This is a genomic window from Sphingobacterium sp. UBA3549 (assembly GCF_002376635.1).
Lineage (GTDB): Bacteria > Bacteroidota > Bacteroidia > Sphingobacteriales > Sphingobacteriaceae > Sphingobacterium.
This window is the reverse complement of record NZ_DFOE01000001.1, coordinates 21,485-45,247: the sequence shown is the minus strand read 5'-3', so window position 1 is coordinate 45,247 and position 23,763 is coordinate 21,485. Positions and strand designations below refer to the sequence as shown.

The following is a 23,763-nucleotide window of genomic DNA, read 5'->3' as shown; positions in this document are numbered from 1 at the left end:
GGATCTGTTAAACGACTACACCATCACGCATATGAATCGTTCGATCCGAAATTCGAGCAAGCTCTTCATTGTGCGTAACGATAATAAATGTCTGCTGAAATTTATCTCTAAGATCAAAAAACAATTGATGTAAAGCGGCTGCATTTTCAGAGTCGAGATTACCGGAAGGTTCATCTGCCAAAATGATAGAAGGATCATTGATCAGCGCACGAGCCACAGAAACACGTTGCTGTTCACCTCCAGACATTTCAGCAGGCTTATGGTCAATACGATGAGAAACCCCCAATAACTCCAACAATTTCTTCGCCTTTTCTTCCGCCTCAAATCTTCCCTTTCCATGAATAAAAGCAGGAATACATACATTTTCTAAAGCAGTGAATTCAGGCAGCAAATGGTGAAATTGAAATACAAAACCGATATGTTCGTTGCGAAAAGCACTTAACTTTTTAGCACTCAATTTTTGGACATCAACACCATTGATCAAAACCGATCCTTGATCGGGTTTATCTAAGGTACCGATGATGTGCAGCAACGTACTTTTTCCAGCCCCCGATGCACCTACAATAGTAACGATTTCGCCCTTTTCAACAGCGATATCAACACCTTTCAAAATCGGTAATGACCCATAAGCTTTGTGAATTCCTTTGGCATGTAACATCATAGGACAAAGATAAATAAATTTACGATACAACGCGTTTGAATAAATAAGCTGTTATTTCTCAATTCCAGCCATTTTATTTTGTCTAAATGTCAAAAAATAGATAAAAGAGCAATTTATCACTTGTCTTATCCCCCAAAAAATTATATTTTTACGCCAAATATTTTTGCAAATGAACATTCACGAATATCAAGGAAAACAAATACTAAAGAGCTTTGGTGTGCGCGTACAGGAAGGTATCGTAGCAGATACTCCAGAGCAAGCTGTGGAAGCGGCCAAAAAAATGAAAGAAGAATACAACTCTGATTGGGTTGTTGTCAAAGCTCAAATTCACGCTGGTGGCCGTGGTAAAGGTGGTGGTGTCAAGTTAGCTAAGAACTTAGATGAAGTCAAACAAAGAGCAACTGACATCATTGGTATGCAATTAGTAACGCCTCAAACTGGACCTGAAGGTAAAAAAGTAAACAAAGTTTTGGTAGCTCAAGACGTTTACTATCCAGGCGAGAGCGAAACAAAAGAATTCTACATGTCCGTATTATTGGACCGTGCTAAAGGACGTAACATCGTTATGTACTCTACAGAAGGTGGTATGGATATCGAAGAAGTTGCAGAAAAAACACCGCACTTGATTTTCAAAGAAGAAATCGATCCAAAAGTAGGCTTACAAGGATTCCAAGCACGTAAAATTGCTTTCAATCTTGGTCTTTCTGGTGCTGCCCACAAAGAAATGGTAAAATTTGTTGCTGCCCTTTACAAAGCATACGATTCTACAGACTCTTCCATGTTTGAGATCAATCCTGTATTGAAAACTTCTGACGACAAGATTTTAGCCGTTGATGCTAAAGTAAATCTTGACGAGAACGCTTTATACCGCCATGCAGATTACGCAGCTATGCGCGACGTAACAGAGGAGGACCCAACAGAAGTTGAAGCTGGTGAATCAAACCTAAACTATGTTAAATTAGATGGTAACGTAGGTTGTATGGTAAATGGCGCTGGTTTGGCAATGGCTACCATGGATATCATCAAAATAGCCGGCGGTGAACCTGCCAACTTCTTAGATGTAGGTGGTACAGCAAATGCTGAAACTGTAAAAGCTGGTTTCAATATCATTTTGAAAGACCCTAACGTAAAAGCAATCTTAATTAATATCTTCGGTGGTATTGTTCGTTGTGACCGTGTTGCTCAAGGTGTAATTGATGCGTATAGCGAAATTGGAAACATTCCAGTTCCTATTATTGTTCGCCTTCAAGGTACTAATGCTGAAGAAGCGAAAAAATTAATTGATGAATCCGGTTTACAAGTCTATTCTGCAATCTTATTGAAAGAAGCTGCTGAATTAGTAACGAAAGTATTGAAAGGATAATTCCTTGAATCATCATAGCAAAAAAGCGCGAATTAAAAATAATTCGCGCTTTTTGTTATTATACCTCATCTTATGAAAACCAGCTTGCCAAAGTTATGTTTCCTATAGAAATGAGACCTATTTCACTTTCTAATTTTCTAATTTCCACCTGTCTTGATTTCTATAAAATATTTGCCCCATGACCTAGAATGCCCCGTCGTGAATTGAATTAAATCAACATTTATAGCCAATAAACCAACAGAATAGCGTATTTTTGTATTGCTTTTTTAACAAAGCATCTTTTACAAGTCAATCTCCAAAAATTAAGATGGAACACACAAGAATAAAGGAACTATTGAATGCCACAGAATTTGGCAAAGAGGTCGTTGTTAAAGGTTGGGTTAGAACTTTCCGTAACAATCAGTTTATAGCAATCAATGACGGTTCGTCAATCAATAATATTCAAGCAGTTGTCGATTTTGAAAATACACCTGAGGATATCTTAAAACGTATCACCACTGGAGCAGCAGTTCGCGTAAAAGGTCAGTTGATAGCATCGCTGGGTAAAGGTCAAAAAGTTGAGGTTAAAGCTACTGAGGTAAGCATTATTGGTGATTCTGACCCCGAAAAATATCCATTACAACCCAAAAAGCATAGCTTAGAATTTTTACGTGAAATTGCGCATTTACGTTTCCGTACCGGTACTTTCAATGCTGTATTTAAAGTGCGTAATGCTTTGGCATTTGCTGTCCATAAGTTTTTTCAGGAAAACGATTTTGTCTACATGCACACACCGATCATCACAGGTTCGGATGCGGAAGGTGCTGGAGAAATGTTTCAGGTTACAACCCTGGATTTAAAAAACCCTCCACGCAAAGAAAATGGAGATATCGATTTCAAGGAAGACTTCTTTGGAAAATCGACGAACCTTACGGTATCGGGCCAATTGGAAGGTGAGCTTGGTGCCATGGCATTTGGAAACATCTATACATTCGGTCCGACATTTAGAGCTGAAAACTCCAATACAACACGTCACTTAGCCGAATTTTGGATGATCGAACCCGAAATGGCTTTCTATGAATTAGAGGACAATATGGACTTGGCCGAAGCTTTGCTGAAATATGTGATTAAATATGCATTGGAAACCTGCCCAGAAGAAATTGAGTTCTTAACCAATCGTTTGTTGGAGGAAGAGAAATCTAAGCCTGCTGCAGAACGCTCAGAATTAAATCTTATTGAGAAATTAAACTTCGTATTAACAAACGATTTTGAACGCGTTACGTATACAGATGCTGTTGAAATATTAAAGCGTAGCAAACCAAACCAGAAGAAACAATTCAAATATTTAATTGATGATTGGGGTGCTGATTTACAATCGGAACACGAACGCTATTTGGTTGAAAAACACTTCAAGAAACCTGTTATCTTAACAGACTATCCACGCGAAATCAAGTCCTTCTATATGAAGCAAAATGAGCCGGATGCGCAAGGAAGAAACACCGTCCGTGCCATGGATATTCTTTTCCCAGGTATTGGTGAAATGGTCGGTGGTTCGCAGCGTGAAGAAAATCTTGATCGTTTACTTAATCGTATGGCTGAAGTCGGTATTCCCGCAGAAGAAATGGAGTGGTTCTTGGATACACGCCGTTTTGGATCGGTACCGCATTCTGGATTTGGCGTAGGTTTTGAACGCCTCGTTTTATTCACGACAGGAATGACCAATATCCGCGACGTCATTCCATTCCCACGTACGCCGAAAAACGCAGAATTTTAATATAAAGAACAACAGCCAAAACAAAATATTTTGGCTGTTGTTCTTTTAGATATAGCGTATCTGAATGCAGCTAATAACCATCGCTCTATCGACATCCTACAACAGGGACTAAGATTTAACCTAATTCGGGTACTTAACAAAAATAGAAAATGCTAATTAAGATATATAACGACAATCCCAACCCCAAGGCAATAGAACAGGCGGTTGATATTCTTCGACGTGGTGGTGTAATCATCTACCCTACCGATACCGTATATGGTATTGGCTGTGATATCACGCAACAAAAAGCCATAGAACGAGTATGTGAAATAAGAGGACTAAAGCCTGAAAAAGCAAATCTATCATTTATATGCTATGATTTAACAGATATTTCGCAATACACAAAATCCTTCGATACCTCCGTTTTCCGTGTATTAAAAAAAGCCTTACCCGGACCTTTTACTTTTATTTTTAATGCAACAACTAAAGTACCTAAGCTCCTAAGTTCCAAAAAGAAGACTGTGGGTATCCGTGTTCCAGACAATAATATTGTTCGCGAAATTGTCAAACAATTAGGCAACCCTATTGTGACAGCCTCCATTCACGATGAAGATGAAATTATTGAATATTCTACTGATCCTGAATTAATTCACGAGAAATATGAAGATCTAGTTGATGCGGTTATAGATGGCGGCTATGGCGATAATGTCGCATCTACCGTGATCGATGTTACCGAAGGGACTTTTGATGTGATTCGTGAAGGAAAAGGTGATTTAGAGCAATTCCTATAAAAATCAACCTGCAATAAAAACTCCCCTTACTAACCTATTTGCAAAATCCCCGACAGCAGCATTGTTGGTAATTTGTGCAAAAAATGCTCCCATCAACATACTTATCAACAAAACAAGCTACTTATTAACATAAGAAATGTTAATAAGCAGCTTATCAACATAGAGGCATTAACATAAAATGTGCATAACTAGTCATTTATCAACACACAATTGTTAATAACACAACCCGAAAGAATTAAAAAAAGTAACAAAATGTGTAAAACTAGGGGGTTATACACATAAAAATGTGCATAAGATAACATTCATCGACAAATTCGTTAAATATCGTGTTTATAAATAAACTATATTAACAGATCTCTGTGGAAAGTTAAGATCGATACTCCACCCGCCTTTTTATCGCTATGTTGAAAAGTTCAAATCCGCGCTTCGTTTCTGTCAGTAGTTTTCCCAGAAAAGGAACCAACAATCCAGAAAATAATTCGCCTTGGACAAATCTAACTTGTGAAGCTCCCACTTGTTCTAACCTAAAATAATGCTCGCCATCAAAAATACCTGGAAAGAATAAATCTCCTTTCCAGCGCAGTTCGCTATGCTGTTCAATAGACAGGAATTTTGGATTCATTTTGATCTTGAATCCGTTTGGTTGTTGTAAAAGCACTTTGCAGCGTTTTCCGACTACCGGTTGCTTTTCAAACTGTTTGATTGTTGGGCTCCACTGCGAATAAGCCTTAAATTCACTTAATACCTGCCAAACCTCTTCTATTGTTGCTTCAATGAGAATACTCGTTTCAATCTTTTTCATTTTGTTCTTTTTATCGCTGAAACGACAAAATAGCTCAAGCTTCTTCACCTGTCTTCAAATAACGATAAAGCGTATGTGATGCTATTCGAGTTTCGTCTTAATATCAATTATTACAGCTGCAAACAAACTATTCCAAGCTTATTATGAGCCGTATAAATACACAAAATTTTGCTTACGTGTTTCATTAAGCAAGCTGTTCGTAAACAGCTACAGGACAAAACTAGAAAAAGACAGGCAGTTCGCTCTTGACTTTTATCAAGAACTTATTTTCGTTCGAATACGACTCAAGGTTTCTGGGCTCATACCCAACACGGAGGCGATATATTGAAGAGGAACTTGATTGAATAATGATTTATGCTGTTCAAAGTATTGGACATATCTTTCTTCCGCTGTTAGACAAATAAAATCCGAGATTCGCTGCTCCATGGTACAAAAGCATTTTGCTAAAAAAGCCTTCTCAAATTTATTCCATTCCACAATTTCGGATTCCATTCGCTGGTAATCGGACTTTGACAAACGGTATACCGTACAATCGCTAATACATTGGAAATTCCATATGGAAGCCCTGTCAAAGATGAAAGAAGCAAGATCTGTCACAAAATGATTTCTTGTACCTATCCATTGTGTAAACTCTCCTTTTTTTGACCAAGCATACTGACGGATCAATCCGGATTCTATCACAAACAGATTGGAAGAATAATCCCCTGCCTTGATAAGATATTCGCCTCGTTTTAATTCAATACGCTCGAAGTTTGAGAAAAGTTTTAAGGCACTAGCCTCAGAAATAGGAAAAAAATCTTGAAAGAGTTGATCTAACATGAAGGGAGGTTTTATAAAATCACGACTTCTTCAATAATCACGTGACCTACATATTCATTTACCCTTCCTAGAATTTGTCTTCGCATAAGCGCCAATTCATTCTTAATAACAGCGGACTCTACACGTACGAACAGTTTTTTATCACGAACATATAGCTGCTGTGTGCGATTAGCGATAGCTTTACCGATCAATTGAGGCCAAACGGAAGCTATCGATGTTTCGTCAAATTTCCTGCGCAGTTTATAAGCCTCAAGAAGACGTTCAACTCCCTCCTTTATCGTTATATCATCGCTTGACCGAATAAATTCCAGGCTTTTCTTAGCTTGCTTCTTATACATTGACTTGTCCTCCTACAATATCAAATATACGAACAGGACGGTTGATTTCCTCAAATATTCGCTCAATTCTTTTTGAATCTGTATCGGTTAGGAAAATCTGTCCAAAATCATCTTCAGAAACCATTTGCATCAATTTGTGTGTTCTACGATCATCTAGTTTATCGAAAATATCATCCAAAAGAAGCAGAGGTTTAAAACCCTTTTTATGTTGCAAATAAGAATATTGAGCAAGTTTTAGCGCAATTAGAAAAGATTTCTGTTGCCCTTGAGAACCAAATTTTTTCAAAGGCATTCCACCGTGAATTGTAAATATCAGATCATCCTTATGTATGCCCTGGGTGGTACGCTCTAACACACGGTCACGCTCCAAGTTCTTTTCTAAGATATGTAAAAAAGAATCAGTCATTAAAGGTGATTCATAGTGTAATTGTACCGACTCCGCGTCGTCAGTGAGAAACTGATAATGTCGGTCAAATTCGGGCTGAAATTCTTCCATGAAACAACTTCTCTTTTGGAAAATAATATTTCCTACTTCCTCAAGTTGAAAATTGAGAATTTCAATTAGTCCAAGATCAAGTACACTCGTTTGACGCGCTTGTTTGAGAAGGCTATTTCGCTGCGCCAGGAGCTTATTATAGACAATTAACGTATCCAAATATTTATTATCAGTTTGTGAGATAACATTATCCACAAACTTCCTTCGTTCCTCGCTTCCGTCTGTGACGATGATGCTATCGTTTGGCGAAATCATGACCAAAGGAAACAAACCGATATGATCAGCCAATCTAGGATAATCTTTCTTGTTTTTTTTAAACTGCTTTTTTTGATTTTTTTTTAAGCTACAAGATATAAAATCACTGGATGATTCCTTATCAAATTCTCCCTGTACCATAAACCAGTCGTTGCCCGATTTGATGTGCTGTGAATCGATCGGATTAAAATAACTTTTACAAAGGGATAAATAATGAATCGCATCTAAAAGATTAGTTTTTCCAACCCCATTATCACCTGTAAATGCATTTACCTCAGGAAGAAATTCCAAAGATGATTCCGAATAATTTTTGAAATTTAGAACAGAAAGTTGCTTGAGCCACATGGCACAAAGATACGCTATTTGGATTGCTAAAAATTATTTAATTTCCTCAAAATCGACAAACTCACCAGCTGTTTCCGTCCCCTTACGTTCGACACCTTCTTTTGGCGGGATGTAATCTACATGCACCTTACCTTCTGGCTGCGATCTTTTAGCTTGCTCTTGTCGTTGGCCGTTAAATTCATAATAAAAGGTTCCGCCTTGCCCTTGGCTATTATATGCTCCCCCCTGTTGCTGCGCTTTTTTCATTAACTTTTCAGCTGCTTTGCGCATCGCAAAAGGTAAAAATAATTTAAATAAGAATCTTACTACAAAGTAAACAGCGAATGCAATAAGTATAAATTTTAAAAATGCCATAGTTAATTCGTTGTTATTTTATCAAATTTAACCAATAACTCGGAAAATTGATGTCTTTAAAATGTCAGATAAGAATTTATTAACACATTTTAAGACTTTCCTAATTTCTCTTTCGTTTCCATAATAATCCGGTAAAGTTCTTCTTGACGCTGCGTGCCCAAAACATAAGTAAGGCCATTTTTATCTGTCAGAAAAACAGCATTTTTGCCACCAGCAAAAAATTTAATTCGACCTTTTGTATGAAGATTGTAAACTGGATTATTGAAAAAGAAAGTGCTATATGGTGCCTTTTCTATCTTTGTGATAGAAGCAAGATCTATTTTGACCACTCGGGTAGACCAAAGCCCGCTAATAAGAATATGATCTTGAAAGACCTCCGTACGGAATAACACCATATACATCATTACGATAGATGTGATGATAATACCTACCCCGACAATAAAAAACAATTGACTGGAAATCAAATGATCCAAATTTAGATAAAATGCAGTAAAGCAAAAAAGTACAAGCACCAAACGCACGCTTATCCAAACACGGTCACGACCTAAATATTGATTTTCCGAATAGAGTACACCTTCTTTCATTTATTTAAGATTTAGCTGTCAATTGGGAGACTCAATACCATTGTTTTCGTATATTTAAACTTATCAATAGCATCGCTTTGCTTCTATGGATTCACCATCCACACGATACTGTATTAGATCATAGAAACACATTGTACTCTCTCCAAAAACAGAGTTTTTTGTCATAATCAGCGTCAGCATTTTTCGCTAATCCGTTCTGCAAACTAAAGTAAGGACTTTTTTTGTATTGGAGGTAATTTTATAACAATTGTCTATCCGATAATTTGCTACCCAAAGAATATCTCCGTTTCCATTCACCACTATCGGAATATTTTCTTTTTCAAATAAACTGATCTTTTTATTGATAAAAAAATCGCTCAGCTTCTTACGCCCTTCCATACCTAAAGGATAAAAGCTATCGCCAACTTTCCACGATCGAATCGTGAGAGGAAAGACCAATAGGTCATAATCCAGTTTCGCAACCTCTGTCGCGTTGATAATAGTTACATCTGTAGAAACCTCAGCATGAAAACAATACTGCTTCCACTCCACGGTCGAAGTTTCAGAGGTAATCAAAACCTCATCAGCAGAAATAAATTCCTTCTCTCGAATAAAAAGTTCATTTCTGTCCAAGAGCATATCGTAGCAATCAGATTGAAAAATACGCCCCGACTCTCTTACCCACGCCTGTTGGAGATCACTTAATATCGCCTTTGAGAAATTAAAGGGCGAAAATAGCTCATAGAGCAGTGGAAGATTATCAAGATAAGGTTCTAAATCTTCTTTCCGAACCTCCCACCCTTCGCCAGTAGGATAAAAGAGCTTTCTCCGAATAGGCTCTACAAATTGCTGCAGCAGCTGATAAGACTCTTTAAAATGATTAATATTCTGCTCGAAGACCATTTCGAAATCTGGCTGAAGCTTTTGAAAATGCGGAATGATATCAATCCGTATTTTATTTCGGGCATATTTTGTTGAAAAATTGGATTGATCATCCCGATAGGCAATACCGTACATATTAACAAAATGTTCAATGTCGCTGGCCTTTAGAAAAAGTAAGGGTCGAATGATGCGCTCCCGGAGAGGGAGAATACCTTGAAGTCCCTGAAGACCAGTTCCGCGACAGAGGTTTAATAGTACCGTTTCGATATGATCATTCAGATGATGAGCCACTGCAATTCGATCGAACCCCATTTCATGTCGCAATTTCTCAAACCAGGCGTAACGAAGTTCACGGGCAGCCATTTGAATCGAAATCTGTCGCTCCTTCGCATAGGCTTTTGTATCAAAATGCCGCACAAATATCGGAACATTATTTTCCATTGCGAACTTTCTAACCAATGCTTCGTCTTCATCAGAATCCGTCCCCCTCAATTTAAAATTACAATGTGCAATAGCAAGGGTATAACCCGCTTTTACAAATAGATGTGCCATGAGCATTGAATCCTTTCCTCCACTCACTGTAAGCAATACCTTATGATGGGGCATTAATAAATGCTCCTTTTCAATATAGCCCTTTAGTCTTTCCAGCACATTCATAGAACAAAGTTAAGGTATATTTTATGTCAAAGATAAATTCAAGTCTTAAAATTTGTGAAATCCAGTAAAGTAGCAATTAAAATCCATATTTTTGCCCATGTGAAACAATACATTTATACACTTATTGTATTTATTTTAACTGGCTTGTCGGTACAAGCACAGAAACAGGATGAGCTAAAGCTTCTTTCATCATCCCATATTATTACTGGAAAAGATGGCAATATCCTGTTTTACCGTCCAGTCTATGAACATGTAGGCTCAACGCTATCCTCAGATAGTGGCTATTTGCATAAAGACAACATTGGCCGACAATTTTTTGAAGCCTTTGGGAATGTTATCATCACTCAACCCGACGGTACCCAAATATTTTCCAATAAATTACACTATGAAGCTGCCATGCAACTTGCTACACTTACGGGAGCAGTGCGCATGGTCAGTACCAATGGCTCCATACTGACGACCGACCACCTTGTCTATAATATGCGGAGTAAAATCGGTAATTATTACAGTGGTGGGCGTATTCTTTCAGGAAGTGATACGATTACCAGCCAGCGGGCTACTTACTTCGAAAATACAGGCGAGTCCTATTTCAACCAAAAAGTTGTGGTTCGATCAACCAATGTAAAAGTCTACACGGACTCCATGAAATACAATGGCAATACACGTATTACCGAATTCTATGGCCCTACTAATATCAAAGGGAATAAGGGGGAAAACTTATATACTGAAAAAGGCCGATATCACATGGCAACAGGCCAAGCCTATTTTTCTAAAAATAATCTCTACACCGAAGGAACAAAGTTTCTCAAGGGAGATAGTCTATTCTACGATAGGCAGGTGGGAATAGGTAAAGCCGTAAAAAACGTGGTCTTTGTTGACACATTAGACAAATTTTACGCCTACGGCGGATTTGGCTTATACAATGGGAGGAACGAATCCATCACCATGACAGATAAGCCGTTGATCATTTCGATTGTCAAAAAAGATTCAACACAAAAAGATTCTGTATCTTCTTTGTCTCCTGCTCCACAAAAACCAGGGCAAGAGCTCAAAAAAGAAACTAAAGAGTTAAAGGAAATTGAGAAAGATCGACAGAAAGATAACCTCAAATCAAATAAGACCGCATCAGAAGGAATTGTCGAAGAAAAGGATCGTTCGGGTAAAAACACAAACAGCGGCAAAAAAGAACAGTTACAGTCTAACGCACAAGTAGATTCAGTTTTTATGACGGCCGATACACTGTTCTCGCAAATGATATTCCGCAAAGACTATGTAGCTAAAGATTTCAAATTGGATCGTGAAGGTGGAGCTATTGAAGACGATAATGAGGTCGATTATGGCGAAACAGATTCAACATCAGCACAGATTGACTCTATCGATGCTTTACAAACCGTTGCAGATAGTCTTCAAAAAGACCTCGATAGTCTGCATAAAAAAGACAACAGGAAACCCGTAGTAGAAAAAAACACAAACAAAGTACGCGATAAGCTGACGAATAAAAAGCCGGTTGTTCCGAAAAAAGCACCAATTATCGTTGGTGATCAGAACAAAATAGAAATTGAAAAAAACCTAAAGGCTGATAGTGTATTACGCAAAAAAGCGATTATCCCAAAGGGTGGAGAATCCGATAAACTCATGGGAGCTGCACTAAAAAATGCACAAGAAGGAAAAAGCGATTCCCTTGCGCAGGACACAGCAAAAACGAGGATTATCAAAGCCTACTATAATGCGCGACTGTTTAAATCTGATTTGCAGGCTGTAGCCGATTCCATGTATTATGGTATGCAAGATTCTATGTTCAGACTTATGGGGAAACCAATGATGTGGGCCGAAAACTCACAAATCTCAGGAGATACCATCTTCCTACAAGTAAAGAATCAGAAATTAGACAATTCACTACTCGTAGGGAATGCTTTTATGGTTAATGCAACGAGTGACTCTCTCAAATTTAATCAGATAAAAGGCCGAAAAATCACAAGTTTTTTCACCAATAACCGCATGGAACGCCTTTTCGTTGATGGTAATGCGGAAAACATATTCTACAATATTGATGAGAAGACCAATGTAACCACAGAGCTTGTCCATGACCGCAGCAGTCGTTTCAAGATCTTGATGGAAGACAATAAGTTGAAGGAATATGTGTCCATCCGTAAAGTAGACGGCAAGGTCTATCCTATTGCTGAAGTCACTGCCGATAAGGAATTCCTTCCGAATTTCACTTGGCGACCTGAAGACCGGCCTAAGTCAAAAGACGATTTATTAAATCGAAAAAGAGATCTTTCAAAAGCTTCATTTACGGTTCCTACTGCACCGGAAGGTGAGGAATCAGGGACAATGAAGTCTATAAAAAAAGGGGATAAAACTACTACCAATCAAAAGGATACTGCAAAAAAAGCAGATTCGAACGAGAGTGGCGAGAAAGGGAAAGATTTAAATCCTACATCCGAAAATAATAAAACGAACACTGCAAAGTCAACAGTCAAACCGGTTGAAACGACAGACAAAACGAACGGAGCGCAACCAAATGTAAAAACTGCAGCCGACAAAGCAACTGCAAAGTCCGGCTCAACAACTAATAAACCGGCGATGACACCGGCGCAAGATAGTACACAGACAAAGGTAAAAGCTAAATAACCGCCACTACCAGGTCGCACAAAAAAGCAGCGCAAAACAAATTGTTTTGCGCTGCTTTTTTGATTCAAGACTATCTGCTGCTCCTCTTAGATGCGCTCATTCATTAAATTAAATCAATAAAAATTTCTATTTATAATTAATTCAAACGAGATCGTTATTATAACTTACTTCGTTTTTAAATAAGCAGCAAGTTTACCCACAGCAATCGCACGATGGCTTATGCTGTTTTTCTCCTCGGCAGTCATCTCCGCAAAAGTTTTGTCATAGCCATTAGGGATAAAGATAGGATCATAACCAAAACCATCAACACCTCTACGGTCCGCACTAATTTTACCTTCAATACTTCCCTCAAAAAAGTGCTGCTGCTCATTCAAATATAAGGAAATAACCGTTTTGAATCTCGCCGAGCGGTTAGGGTTATTACCCAATTTCTCCAAGACAAGATCGATGTTCTTTTCCATATCCCTTGACCCAGAATAGCGGGCTGAATAAACTCCCGGTTCACCGTTTAATGCATCTATCTCCAATCCAGAATCATCACCAAAGCAGTAAAGACCATATTTATTCACTAAATAATCTGTTTTCTGTTGTGCATTTTCCTGAAATGTTACGCCTGTTTCTGGAATATCATCCTGACAGTCAATATCGTTTAAACTCTTAATGACAAAAGCATTTCCCACAATTGCTTGGACTTCTTCCAATTTATGGGTATTATTGGTGGCAAACACAAGTTCTAGCATTTTCTATTTATTTTGATATCCCATCAAAAATATGCAATCTTATCCACATTAACATTCCCACACCTATATTTAAGAAAAGACCACTCCACCCAATCTATTGATAAGGAATAGGCAGTTTATACGCTTTTTAGCCATAAAATACACATATCCGATTGATACAATGAAAAAATGGTGTAAATGGATTAGTCTACATCAGGTCTATCCTAAAAAAGATGGTATTCTATCCAATATTAAAATCCAAAAAAGATTTTTACCAATCCCACTAAATCTAGTATACCCCAGTATCAGCATGAGGTATTTAAGAAAAGTTAAGAGCCAATAAAGGTCTTAAATTCGTTCCAGAATAGTTTCTTTTTATTCACATCGGCAAACATCTCCTCAAAGCTGAATGTATTGAAAACTGTAGCAATACGACCCTTCATATAAGAATTATGGGCAATAAAAGGCAATTTTAAGGATGCCGGCTCCACACCCAACAATATAATCTTAGTGGGCTGAAAAAACTGCATAATGCGCTTAAAATCATTCGGATTATGTGAATTGGCCAAATTGAGTACCGCAACGGTCTCTTTGGTCAGTTTCAAGGCACCAATTGTCTTCTCAAAGGCATCGAGGGCTGCTGGCGAGAAGTAAGGATAATGCTCATAACGTAAAATAAAGAGTATACCTTGTTCTTTACTTCCCTGATAGATAAACTCACCCCCCAACACTTCAAGATCGTTAACCACATCCTGCCGCCCACTATCAGACCCCATACCCTTAACTGCTTCCTCGGCATCTAATCCTACTGCCAGATACGAGGTGTCCCTCGCCGCTGAAGAGTTGAGCTCAGCAGATAATATAGGAGTACTATTCCCCTCAGGAATAGGATGAATAGACACATCCTTTTGAAAATCAAAACCATTTGCAAAGATTGTTTCATCCATTAACACCTGAAGCGCTACCGGATTATCTGTTGTAAGATTGCTCATCAAGAAAAGATATATAAGAAAGTAAAGATAAACAAGAAAAGGGAAAAGAAAAAGGAGCGATAAATCGCTCCTTTCTGTATATCGAAAAGATTAATGACCTAAGATATAGGAAAAGATTAATGGCGCTACGATCGTCGCATCAGATTCAACGATAAATTTAGGCGTGTCGATATCCAATTTACCCCAAGTAATTTTCTCGTTCGGAACAGCGCCTGAGTAAGAACCGTAAGACGTTGTTGAGTCAGAAATCTGACAGAAATAAGCCCAAAAAGGAACTTCTTCCCATTCCAGATCTTGATACATCATCGGAACTACACAGATTGGGAAGTCACCAGAAATACCACCAGCAATTTGGAAAAATCCAACACCTTTACCCGCAGAGTTATTGCGGTACCATTCTGTTAAATAAATCATATACTCGATACCTGACTTCACTGTACTGGCTTTCAATTTACCTTTGATCACATTGGATGCAAAGATATTACCTGTCGTTGAATCTTCCCATCCCGGACATACAATCGGCAAATTTTTCTCAGCGGCAGCAACAATCCAAGAATCCTTTGGATCAATCTCATAATACTGTTCCAATACACCTGAGTTCACGACTTGATAAAGAAATTCATGTGGCAAGTAACGCTCGCCTTTTGCTTCAGCATCATGCCAAACATCTTCAAGATGCTTCTGCAAACGACGGAAAGCTTCCTCTTCAGGAATACAAGTGTCTGTCACACGATTATAGTGATTATCCAATAGCTCTCTTTCTTGTTCAGCTGTCAAATCTCTATAATTAGGGATTCTTTTGTAATGCGAATGCGCCACAAGGTTCATCACATCCTCTTCCAAATTAGCACCAGTACAAGAAATAAAGTGTACTTTATCTTGACGGATCATTTCTGCTAAAGAAACACCCAATTCAGCGGTAGACATTGCACCTCCTAAAGAGATCAACATTTTTCCACCATCCAACAGATGTTCCTCGTAACCTTTCGCAGCATCTACTAATGCTGCAGCGTTAAAGTGACGGTAATTATGCTCAATAAATTGAGAAATAGGTCCTTTTTGAGTACTCATGATATTTTCTAACTTTTATAAAATAATAAGTACCGCAAAGGTACTGAATATAATCTATTTTCGTTCCAATCGAGATTCAAAACGAGTATAGACCACATTTTTTTTAAAACGCCAACTAAACCTACTTTTTCAACAACTTAGAGAAAAACAAATAGGCCGCTACCAAAAAGATAACGATAATAATCAGAACAATAATCTCTTGCATCCCTATTCCCCAATTCATACTATTCATAATTTTTTCTCCAATTTAAATGATCCATTTGTCGCATTGATCTAGAAACGCTTGGTCTATATCTGCCCCGATTCCAATTTGGTCTGAGACATGTATTTTGTATCCGTCATATTGAATACCACCGATAACAGGATCTTCCAAATGACCAACCATACAAGTGTCGAGATCAAAAAACTTGACATTCGGTGCAGCATAAGCAAAATGTACTTTAGCAGCCAGAGCCAAGCGAGATTCCAGCATCCCTCCGATCATACAAGTAATGCCGTATTCAGCAGCAATATGATTAATTTTTAATGCTTCTTGAATACCACCTGATTTTGAAAATTTAATATTGATATAATCGCAAGCACCGGCTTTACAGAGGCGCTCCGCGTCATGGTGAGAATAAACCGATTCATCCGCCATCACAGGAACAATTGTTTCTGCGCGCAACTGAGGCAAATACTCATCGTTCCATGTACGCATAGGCTGTTCACAAAATTGTATCTTAAAAGGCTCTAATCCCCGCAATGCTTCCATTGCACCCGCATAAGACCAACCTTGATTTGCATCAACGCGAATAGGCATCTCGAATCCAACAGCCTTACGTATTTCTCGAATACGCGCAATGTCTATTTTCGGATCCTTCCCCAGTTTAACTTTCAACATGACCGCACCTTCGTCCTGTAAACGCTTTGCTTTCAGTGCCATTTCTTCCGGAGAAGCAATCCCTAAGGTGATATCTGTCGTAATCTCCCGCTTCGTTCCCTTTAGAAACTGATAAAGCGGCAGGCCAGCATGTTTGGCCGCTAAATCATGCAAGGCCGTATCAAAAGCTGATTTAATCGTTTTGTTGCCCGCAATATATAAGTCCAATTCAGCCAATCGTTCTTCTATAGCCAAAGGATCGCGCCCCTTCCAGATCTTTGCAAAATCTCTTGCCAGCACTAAACAGGTATCTTGTGTTTCTCCTACGATCATCGGAAACGCTGAACATTCACCCACACCATAGAAGTTGGCGTCAGTATGAATACGTATAAACGTATTTTGAGCATAATCCATCGTACCAGTCGCAATCACAAAAGGTTCCATTGGTATACTTAATCGATAAATTTCAATTTCAGTTATTTTCATCTTATTCTCTTTAGTTAAGCCATAGCGATACCGTATAAAGGATATGCAATACTTTGCCTAATTTATATATATTATCGCAATCTTGAGATGCATTTCCCATATACAATATAAAAATATTGCCAAATGATGCATATTTCAGGTACGCGTAAACAGCTATCAACAGTCGCAATCATTAAATACAATATCAGCAATAAAATACACTAAAAGAAGTAATAAAATTAAATTAAACACATTTTCATTATAATTTTTATAATATTTAAGTTTTTTATTCCTATATTAGCAATTATAATTATTTGAAAAGGAAAGATGATCGAACAAAGACCGAAAACGGAGGGCCTTTACGACCCTAATTTTGAGCATGACGCCTGTGGGGTAGGCTTTGTTGCCCATATCAAAGGGAATAAATCACACGCACAAGTAAAAGATGCATTGACCATGCTGGAAAATATGGAGCACCGGGGTGCTTGCGGTTGTGATCCAGAAAGTGGTGACGGAGCAGGTATCATGATCCAACTTCCCCATGAATTTTTATGGGAAGAATGTATCAGCTTGGGTATACAATTGGAGGAACCAGGTTATTATGGCACAGGTATGGTGTTTCTTCCTAAAGAAGAAGACATGAACAAAATATGTCGGGATTTAATTGAAGAAGCGGCAGTAGAAAGGGGTATGAAATTCCTTGGTTACCGTCCAGTACCTGTCAATCGTGAAGGTATTGGACCAACAGCGCTCAGTGCGGAACCCGAGATTGTCCAATTTTTTGTCAGCAGACCGGACGGCGTTTCAAACACTGAAGAATTTGAACGCAAGCTTTTTGTACTACGTCGCCTGATCATCCAAAAAGTTAAACAACAACAAGAATACCCTCTCCCACTTTACTTTGCATCCCTTTCTTGCAAAACAATTATTTACAAAGGTCAATTAACAACATACCAAGTCGGAACCTATTATCTCGATTTACGCGATCCTCGTGTAGTATCTGCTTTCGGATTAGTTCACTCTCGTTTTTCAACCAATACATTCCCTTCATGGTCACTCGCACAGCCTTTCCGTATGTTGGCACACAATGGCGAGATCAACACCTTGACAGGTAACCTCAATTGGTTTTATGCAGGCATGCGTGCATTATCATCGCCTTACTTTACAGAAGAGGAAATGGAAATCCTGCTCCCTGTTGTAGACCGTGGTCAGTCAGACTCTGCATGTCTCGATAATGTTGCCGAATTGCTTTTACATAGCGGCCGTAGTTTAACCCATGTCATGTTAATGTTAGTTCCTGAAGCTTGGGATGGCAACACACAAATGGATCCGTTAAAACGCGCTTTCTACGAATATCACGCCACATTAATGGAACCTTGGGATGGTCCTGCAGCGCTTTGTTTTACCGATGGTAAACACATTGGCGCTACGTTAGACCGTAACGGCCTCCGTCCGTTGCGCTATGCCGTCACTTCTGACGACCGCGTTGTGGTTGCTTCTGAAGCTGGGGCACTTCCAATCGACGAATCTACCATCATCAAAAAAGGAAGGCAACAAGCAGGTAAGATTTTTCTTGTCGACATGGAACAGGGCCGTATCCTTACCGATAAAGAAGTAAAAGATCAATTGATCAATCAACAACCCTACAGCGAATGGTTAGACAATTATAAAATCAAATTAGAAGAACTCGAAGAACCTCGAGTTACCTACACCTACCTTTCCAAAGATTCCGTATTCAAATATCAGAAGACATTTGGTTTCTCCCGGGAAGATCTAGAAACGATCCTGACCCCAATGGCTTTAACAGGGTACGAACCCACCGGATCAATGGGTTCAGATGTCCCATTAGCGATACTCTCCGACCAACCACAGCATATTTCAAGTTATTTTAAGCAATTTTTTGCCCAAGTAACCAACCCACCAATCGATCCGATTCGTGAACGCTTGGTCATGAGTTTAGCAACATTCATCGGTAACGCCGGCAATATTCTGATCGAAGACAAAAAATTCTGTCACTGTGTAACTTTACCACATCCGATCTTAACCTCCAAAGAACTGGAAAAATTGCGTTCCATCGATACAGGGTTATTCCAAGCAAAAACCATTCAATCCTACTTCCGCTCAGATGGCAAGCCTGGGGCGTTAGAAGCAGGTCTAGAGCGCCTGTGTCGCTATGCTGATGATGCTGTGCGTGATGGTTTTGAAGTCTTAATCCTTTCGGATCGCGCAATCGACTCCAAACACGCTGCGATCCCTTCCTTACTCGCTGTATCGGCGGTGCACCACCATTTGATCAAAACCGGAAATCGCGGTGCAGTAGGGTTAGTGGTTGAAGCGGGCGATGCTTGGGAAGTGCATCACTTCGCTTGCTTATTGGCATTCGGTGCTACAGCTATCAATCCCTATATGGCATTAGCCAGTATCCGTACCATGAAAGAACAAAATACATTGGATACCGAACTGACATGGCCAGAATTATCCAAAAACTACGTGAAAGCCGTCAACAATGGATTGTTGAAAATTTTCTCTAAAATGGGAATCTCAACATTACAATCCTATCACGGAGCGCAGATCTTCGAAGTGCTCGGTATCGACAAATCTGTCGTCGATAAATTCTTTTGTGGAGCTGTTTCACGCATTGGTGGCATGACCTTAGATGATCTTGCTAAAGAAGCACTCTCAAAACACTGGCGCGGATTCGAAAAAAGCCGTACCCCACAAAATCTATTGCCAGAAGGTGGTATTTACCAATGGAAACGCCGAGGTGAAGGACACCTTTGGAATCCAGACACAATCCACCTCTTACAACAGGCCTGTCGCACTGGAGACTACGCGACCTATAAAAAATACGCGCAGAAAATCAACGAGCAAAAAGAACATATGTTTACCCTTCGTGGATTACTGGACTTTGCAAAACATCGCAATTCCATTCCACTAGAACAAGTAGAACCTGCCAGTGAGATCCTTAAACGTTTCGCTACAGGTGCCATGTCTTTTGGTTCAATCTCGCACGAAGCACACAGTACACTCGCCATAGCCATGAACCGTATCGGAGCAAAATCCAATACCGGTGAAGGTGGAGAGGATGAATTGCGTTATAAACCCCTTCCAAATGGAGACTCCATGCGTTCAGCAATCAAACAAGTCGCTTCGGCACGTTTTGGTGTCACGTCCAATTACCTGACGCAAGCGGATGAGTTACAGATTAAGATGGCGCAAGGAGCCAAACCAGGTGAAGGGGGACAATTACCAGGACCTAAAGTTGATGCCTGGATCGCAAAAACCCGGCATTCAACACCCGGTGTAGGACTAATCTCCCCTCCGCCGCATCATGACATTTACTCTATCGAAGATTTAGCACAGCTCATCTTTGACTTAAAGAATGCCAACCGCCAAGCGAGAATCAACGTAAAATTAGTATCTAAAGCAGGCGTCGGCACGATTGCTGCCGGAGTTGCGAAAGCGCACGCCGATGTCATCCTCATTGCAGGTTTTGACGGCGGAACAGGTGCATCCCCAATCAGCTCAATCAAACACGCGGGACTACCTTGGGAATTGGGGCTTGCAGAAGCCCATCAGACACTGGTGAAAAACAAATTGCGCAGCCGCGTAGTGCTTCAAGCTGATGGTCAGGTAAAAACAGGTCGTGACATCATCATTGCAACACTATTAGGAGCCGAAGAGTGGGGTGTGTCCACTGCTGCCCTAGTGGCCGGCGGCTGTATCATGATGCGCAAATGCCACTTGAACACCTGTCCCGTGGGGGTAGCAACCCAAGACCCCGAATTACGGAAACTGTTCTCTGGAAAACCAGAAGATATTGTCAATTTATTCACTTTCTTGGCAGAAGAAGTGCGCGAAACAATGGCTTATCTCGGATTCCGCACCATCAACGAAATGGTTGGACGAGCTCAGTTCCTAAAAAAACGTGAGAATATAGATCATTGGAAAGCCAAGAAAATTGACTTTACCGATATATTGCACGTAGAGCGCAACGAACCTGGACAATCACTATACAATACCGAAGAGCAAGATCACGGTATGGCCATGATTTTAGATTGGGGCTTATTGAAACAGTCTAAATTAGCGCTAGATACCAAAACGCCTGTATTTGGCACCTTTAAAGTAAAAAATACAGACCGTACCATAGGAACAATGCTGTCCAACGAAATCTCCAAACTCTACGGTTCCGAAGGCCTACCTGACAACACCATCAACTTCAAATTTGAAGGTTCTGCGGGACAGAGCTTCGGCGCATTTTCTACCAAAGGCCTTTCCTTTGAGTTACAAGGTGAAGCCAACGATTATGTTGGAAAAGGATTATCAGGAGCTCAGTTAGCAATCTATCCAGTAGCAGAAAGTGCGCTTGTACCAGAAGATAATATCATTATTGGCAACGTAGCACTATTTGGTGCAACCTCGGGTCATCTATTCGTCAATGGGCAGGCAGGTGAACGTTTCGCCGTACGTAACTCAGGAGCTACCGCCGTGGTTGAAGGAGTTGGAGACCACGGTTGTGAATACATGACCGGAGGCCGAGCGCTGATTTTGGGTGCAACAGGCCGTAATTTCGCTGCCGGAATGAGTGGCGGTATCGCATGGATCTACGACATTAACGAAGATTTCCGCGATAATTGTAATCAAGAAATGGTTGACTTAGATCCATTGGAAAGTGAAGACGAAACCGCAATTATTGCTTTGTTAAAACGTCATATCTTGCTTACCAATAGTCGCAGAGCAGATTTTATTTTACAAAACTGGTCAAGAGAAAAAAATAAATTCATTAAGGTATTCCCAAGAGAATACAAAAATGTCATTCGTCAAAAATTAGTTGAAGCATAATATAGGAAGCACAAATCATGGGAAAAATTACAGGTTTTAAAGAATTTGAGCGCGTGCTTCCAACAAAAGAAGCTGTCGAAGCACGCGTACAGCACTTCAAGGAATTTAACAAAGGTTATTCTGAGAATGAACTTAATAAGCAGGCCGCGCGCTGTATGGACTGCGGTATTCCATTCTGCCATTCGGGCTGTCCATTGGGCAATGTTATCCCTGAATTTAATGATGCTGTATACGATGGAAAATGGGAAGAGGCCTATCAGATTTTATCTTCCACCAATAACTTCCCAGAATTTACAGGCAGAATATGTCCGGCACCCTGTGAGTCGGCTTGTGTACTGGGTATTCATAGTACTCCGATCACTATTGAAGAGATCGAAAAACACATCATCGAAATTGCTTTCAAAAAGGGCTATGTCAAAGCTTACAAAAGCTATTTAAAAACAGGCAAGCGCATCGCTGTCGTCGGTTCCGGCCCAGCAGGACTGGCTGCAGCTGCACAGCTCAATAAAGCAGGTCATGATGTTGTTGTATTCGAACGCGATGACCAAGTTGGAGGATTACTACGCTATGGTATTCCCGATTTTAAACTAGAAAAATCAGTGATTGATCGTCGTATCAACCTCATGAAAGAATCTGGAATCGAATTCAAGGTGAATACTGAAGTGGGCAAAGATATAAGTGTTTACGAATTAAAAGCTTACGACGCTATTGTATTGGCAACAGGATCAACTGTACCCTGGCATATGCAATTACCGGGACATGATGCCAAAGGTATCCATTTTGCCATGGACTTTTTGACCCAACAGAATAAAGAAGTAAGCGGAATTACGATCGACCAGGACCGTATCCTGGCAACAGACAAACATGTTGTGGTCATTGGCGACGGTGATACTGGATCAGACTGTATCGGTACATCCAACCGTCACCGTGCAAAAAGTATCACACAGATTGCCCGTAAACCAACGCCATCCAAAGAACGGCTAAAAAGCAACCCCTGGCCCATGGATAAGCTTACATTTGGCACATCCTCATCTCAAGAAGAAGGCTGTGAAAGACTTTGGGCTACAGAAACCCAAGAATTCGTTCAAGATGAAAATGGCCATATCAAAGCTGTAAAAATCAAAGAGGTTCAATACGAAGTAGATGAATTCGGACGAAGAACCCGTTTAGGCGAATCTGAAATCCGTGAAATACCAGCCGATCTCGTATTATTGGCCATTGGATATCAACATACCGAGCATACACTGCTAGAACAACTAGGCGTCCGTGTCGATCAAAAAGGAAATATCTTGGCGAATGACAAAGACTACCAAACCACCATTGACAATATTTTCACTGCCGGAGACTGTCGTAAGGGACAATCCTTGGTTGTTTGGGCGATCTCTGAAGGACGCGAGTGTGCCAGAAAAGTAGACGAATACCTGATGGGATATTCCGAACTTGAAAGCAAAGATTTCTTGGCAACAATAAATGCATAAAAGTTGGGCACGCGCAATAGAGCCCCCATACCAGTGATATGCCAAGCCACTGTTTAATCTTTAGTAATAAGAACAAAAGCTTGCGCAGTATAAAATGATAAAAAGGTCCATTGAATGCTCAACGGACCTTTTTATCATCAATATTTAGCACCTATTTCAAAGAGTCCTTAAGTTTAATAAAATAAATACTGTTTTTGTCAACGGTCTTTATGTAAGGCAATATTTTCGATTCATAGAAACCTTTTCCGGTTACCCCAAAATCATCATCATTACATACCGCGATCAAGTATGGATTAATGACAGCCAAGCCCGCTGTTTGATCATGCGGATACAATTCCTGGATGTCAGTCATTAAAATCGGCAACCATGGTCTTTTGGACTGGTTTAATAGTATATTTTGCCAATGTAGCCGCATCTTTGAGTTCCTCGGCAGTTTTACCATCAAATAATTTCCCAGTTGCAGTATTATTCGTATCCGAGATATCCGTTGCGCCAGAAAGATCTGTTTTATAAATTTTTCTTAAATACAGTAGAACGAGATGCTTCTGTCACATATTCCCCGTCGCGTTCCAAGACAATAAATGTTGAATTGCTCACGGCAGCGATTCGTCTTAAAGCCTGCAAATCGGTACGCTCCATCATATC

Annotated in this window: 20 protein-coding genes; 6 read left to right on the top strand and 14 right to left on the bottom strand. The window is 39.7% G+C overall.

The window, feature by feature from the left end; genetic code table 11:
* Nucleotides 1-7: 7 nt before the first annotated feature.
* Complete coding sequence (locus tag B2W36_RS00205) at nt 8-658, bottom strand: ABC transporter ATP-binding protein (RefSeq protein WP_293886153.1); 651 nt, start codon at nt 656-658, stop codon at nt 8-10.
* 172 nt (nt 659-830) lie between these two features.
* Here B2W36_RS00205 and sucC point away from each other — a divergent pair, with 172 nt between their 5' ends.
* From sucC to B2W36_RS00190, 3 genes are all read left to right on the top strand, one after another.
* Nucleotides 831-2,024: an ADP-forming succinate--CoA ligase subunit beta gene (sucC, locus tag B2W36_RS00200; RefSeq protein WP_293886097.1), complete on the top strand. Its 1,194-nt coding sequence runs from the start codon at nt 831-833 to the stop codon at nt 2,022-2,024.
* Nucleotides 2,025-2,331: 307 nt separating this feature from the next.
* The gene (asnS, locus tag B2W36_RS00195) at nt 2,332-3,777 is read left to right on the top strand and encodes an asparagine--tRNA ligase (RefSeq protein ID WP_293879587.1); all 1,446 of its coding nucleotides are present in this window, start codon (nt 2,332-2,334) and stop codon (nt 3,775-3,777) included.
* Nucleotides 3,778-3,926: 149 nt separating this feature from the next.
* Nucleotides 3,927-4,547: an L-threonylcarbamoyladenylate synthase gene (locus B2W36_RS00190; protein WP_293879586.1), complete on the top strand. Its 621-nt coding sequence runs from the start codon at nt 3,927-3,929 to the stop codon at nt 4,545-4,547.
* 367 nt (nt 4,548-4,914) lie between these two features.
* Here the strand turns inward: B2W36_RS00190 and B2W36_RS00185 are convergent, their stop codons facing one another.
* The 7 genes from B2W36_RS00185 to tilS form a co-directional block, all read right to left on the bottom strand.
* Complete coding sequence (locus tag B2W36_RS00185) at nt 4,915-5,349, bottom strand: SRPBCC domain-containing protein (protein ID WP_293879585.1); 435 nt, start codon at nt 5,347-5,349, stop codon at nt 4,915-4,917.
* Nucleotides 5,350-5,604: 255 nt separating this feature from the next.
* A complete protein-coding gene (locus B2W36_RS00180) occupies nt 5,605-6,168 on the bottom strand; it encodes a Crp/Fnr family transcriptional regulator (protein ID WP_293879584.1) in 564 nt (187 codons plus the stop codon).
* 11 nt (nt 6,169-6,179) lie between these two features.
* The gene (locus B2W36_RS00175; RefSeq protein ID WP_293879583.1) at nt 6,180-6,506 is read right to left on the bottom strand and encodes a DUF721 domain-containing protein; all 327 of its coding nucleotides are present in this window, start codon (nt 6,504-6,506) and stop codon (nt 6,180-6,182) included.
* A complete protein-coding gene (gene recF, locus B2W36_RS00170; RefSeq protein ID WP_293879582.1) occupies nt 6,499-7,602 on the bottom strand; it encodes a DNA replication/repair protein RecF in 1,104 nt (367 codons plus the stop codon). Before recF ends, B2W36_RS00175 begins: the two co-directional genes overlap by 8 nt.
* A 33-nt stretch (nt 7,603-7,635) precedes the next feature.
* Nucleotides 7,636-7,956: a DUF4834 family protein gene (locus B2W36_RS00165; RefSeq protein ID WP_209578618.1), complete on the bottom strand. Its 321-nt coding sequence runs from the start codon at nt 7,954-7,956 to the stop codon at nt 7,636-7,638.
* Nucleotides 7,957-8,045: 89 nt separating this feature from the next.
* Entirely contained in the window at nt 8,046-8,540 is a 495-nt protein-coding gene (locus tag B2W36_RS00160; RefSeq protein ID WP_209578619.1) for a hypothetical protein, read from the bottom strand.
* Between the two features lie 186 nt (nt 8,541-8,726).
* Nucleotides 8,727-10,058: a tRNA lysidine(34) synthetase TilS gene (tilS, locus tag B2W36_RS00155; RefSeq protein ID WP_293886096.1), complete on the bottom strand. Its 1,332-nt coding sequence runs from the start codon at nt 10,056-10,058 to the stop codon at nt 8,727-8,729.
* A gap of 54 nt (nt 10,059-10,112) precedes the next feature.
* Between tilS and B2W36_RS00150 the strand changes: the two genes are divergently transcribed.
* Nucleotides 10,113-12,692 (top strand): OstA-like protein, encoded by a 2,580-nt coding sequence (locus B2W36_RS00150; RefSeq protein WP_293886095.1) that lies wholly within the window; start codon nt 10,113-10,115, stop codon nt 12,690-12,692.
* Nucleotides 12,693-12,856: 164 nt separating this feature from the next.
* Here B2W36_RS00150 and rdgB read toward each other — a convergent pair whose 3' ends face one another.
* From rdgB to B2W36_RS00130, 4 genes are all read right to left on the bottom strand, one after another.
* Entirely contained in the window at nt 12,857-13,432 is a 576-nt protein-coding gene (rdgB, locus tag B2W36_RS00145) for an RdgB/HAM1 family non-canonical purine NTP pyrophosphatase (RefSeq protein WP_293879579.1), read from the bottom strand.
* Between the two features lie 308 nt (nt 13,433-13,740).
* Nucleotides 13,741-14,403: a hypothetical protein gene (locus tag B2W36_RS00140; RefSeq protein ID WP_293886094.1), complete on the bottom strand. Its 663-nt coding sequence runs from the start codon at nt 14,401-14,403 to the stop codon at nt 13,741-13,743.
* Nucleotides 14,404-14,493: 90 nt separating this feature from the next.
* On the bottom strand, nt 14,494-15,474 hold the full coding sequence (locus tag B2W36_RS00135; RefSeq protein ID WP_209578622.1) for a deoxyhypusine synthase family protein: 981 nt from the start codon (nt 15,472-15,474) through the stop codon (nt 14,494-14,496).
* A gap of 247 nt (nt 15,475-15,721) precedes the next feature.
* Nucleotides 15,722-16,819: a mandelate racemase/muconate lactonizing enzyme family protein gene (locus B2W36_RS00130; RefSeq protein ID WP_293886093.1), complete on the bottom strand. Its 1,098-nt coding sequence runs from the start codon at nt 16,817-16,819 to the stop codon at nt 15,722-15,724.
* Between the two features lie 306 nt (nt 16,820-17,125).
* On the opposite strand from B2W36_RS00130, the gene gltB reads away from it, so the two are divergent.
* The gene (gltB, locus tag B2W36_RS00125) at nt 17,126-21,640 is read left to right on the top strand and encodes a glutamate synthase large subunit (protein WP_293886092.1); all 4,515 of its coding nucleotides are present in this window, start codon (nt 17,126-17,128) and stop codon (nt 21,638-21,640) included.
* A 17-nt stretch (nt 21,641-21,657) separates the two neighbouring features.
* The gene (locus tag B2W36_RS00120) at nt 21,658-23,118 is read left to right on the top strand and encodes a glutamate synthase subunit beta (protein WP_293879575.1); all 1,461 of its coding nucleotides are present in this window, start codon (nt 21,658-21,660) and stop codon (nt 23,116-23,118) included.
* 151 nt (nt 23,119-23,269) lie between these two features.
* On the opposite strand, the gene B2W36_RS00115 is transcribed toward B2W36_RS00120, so the two are convergent.
* Nucleotides 23,270-23,533 carry a hypothetical protein gene (locus tag B2W36_RS00115; RefSeq protein WP_293886091.1) on the bottom strand — a complete coding sequence of 88 codons (264 nt, stop codon included), beginning with the start codon at nt 23,531-23,533 and terminating at the stop codon, nt 23,270-23,272.
* A gap of 92 nt (nt 23,534-23,625) precedes the next feature.
* Nucleotides 23,626-23,760: a hypothetical protein gene (locus tag B2W36_RS00110; RefSeq protein ID WP_293886090.1), complete on the bottom strand. Its 135-nt coding sequence runs from the start codon at nt 23,758-23,760 to the stop codon at nt 23,626-23,628.
* Nucleotides 23,761-23,763 lie beyond the last annotated feature (3 nt).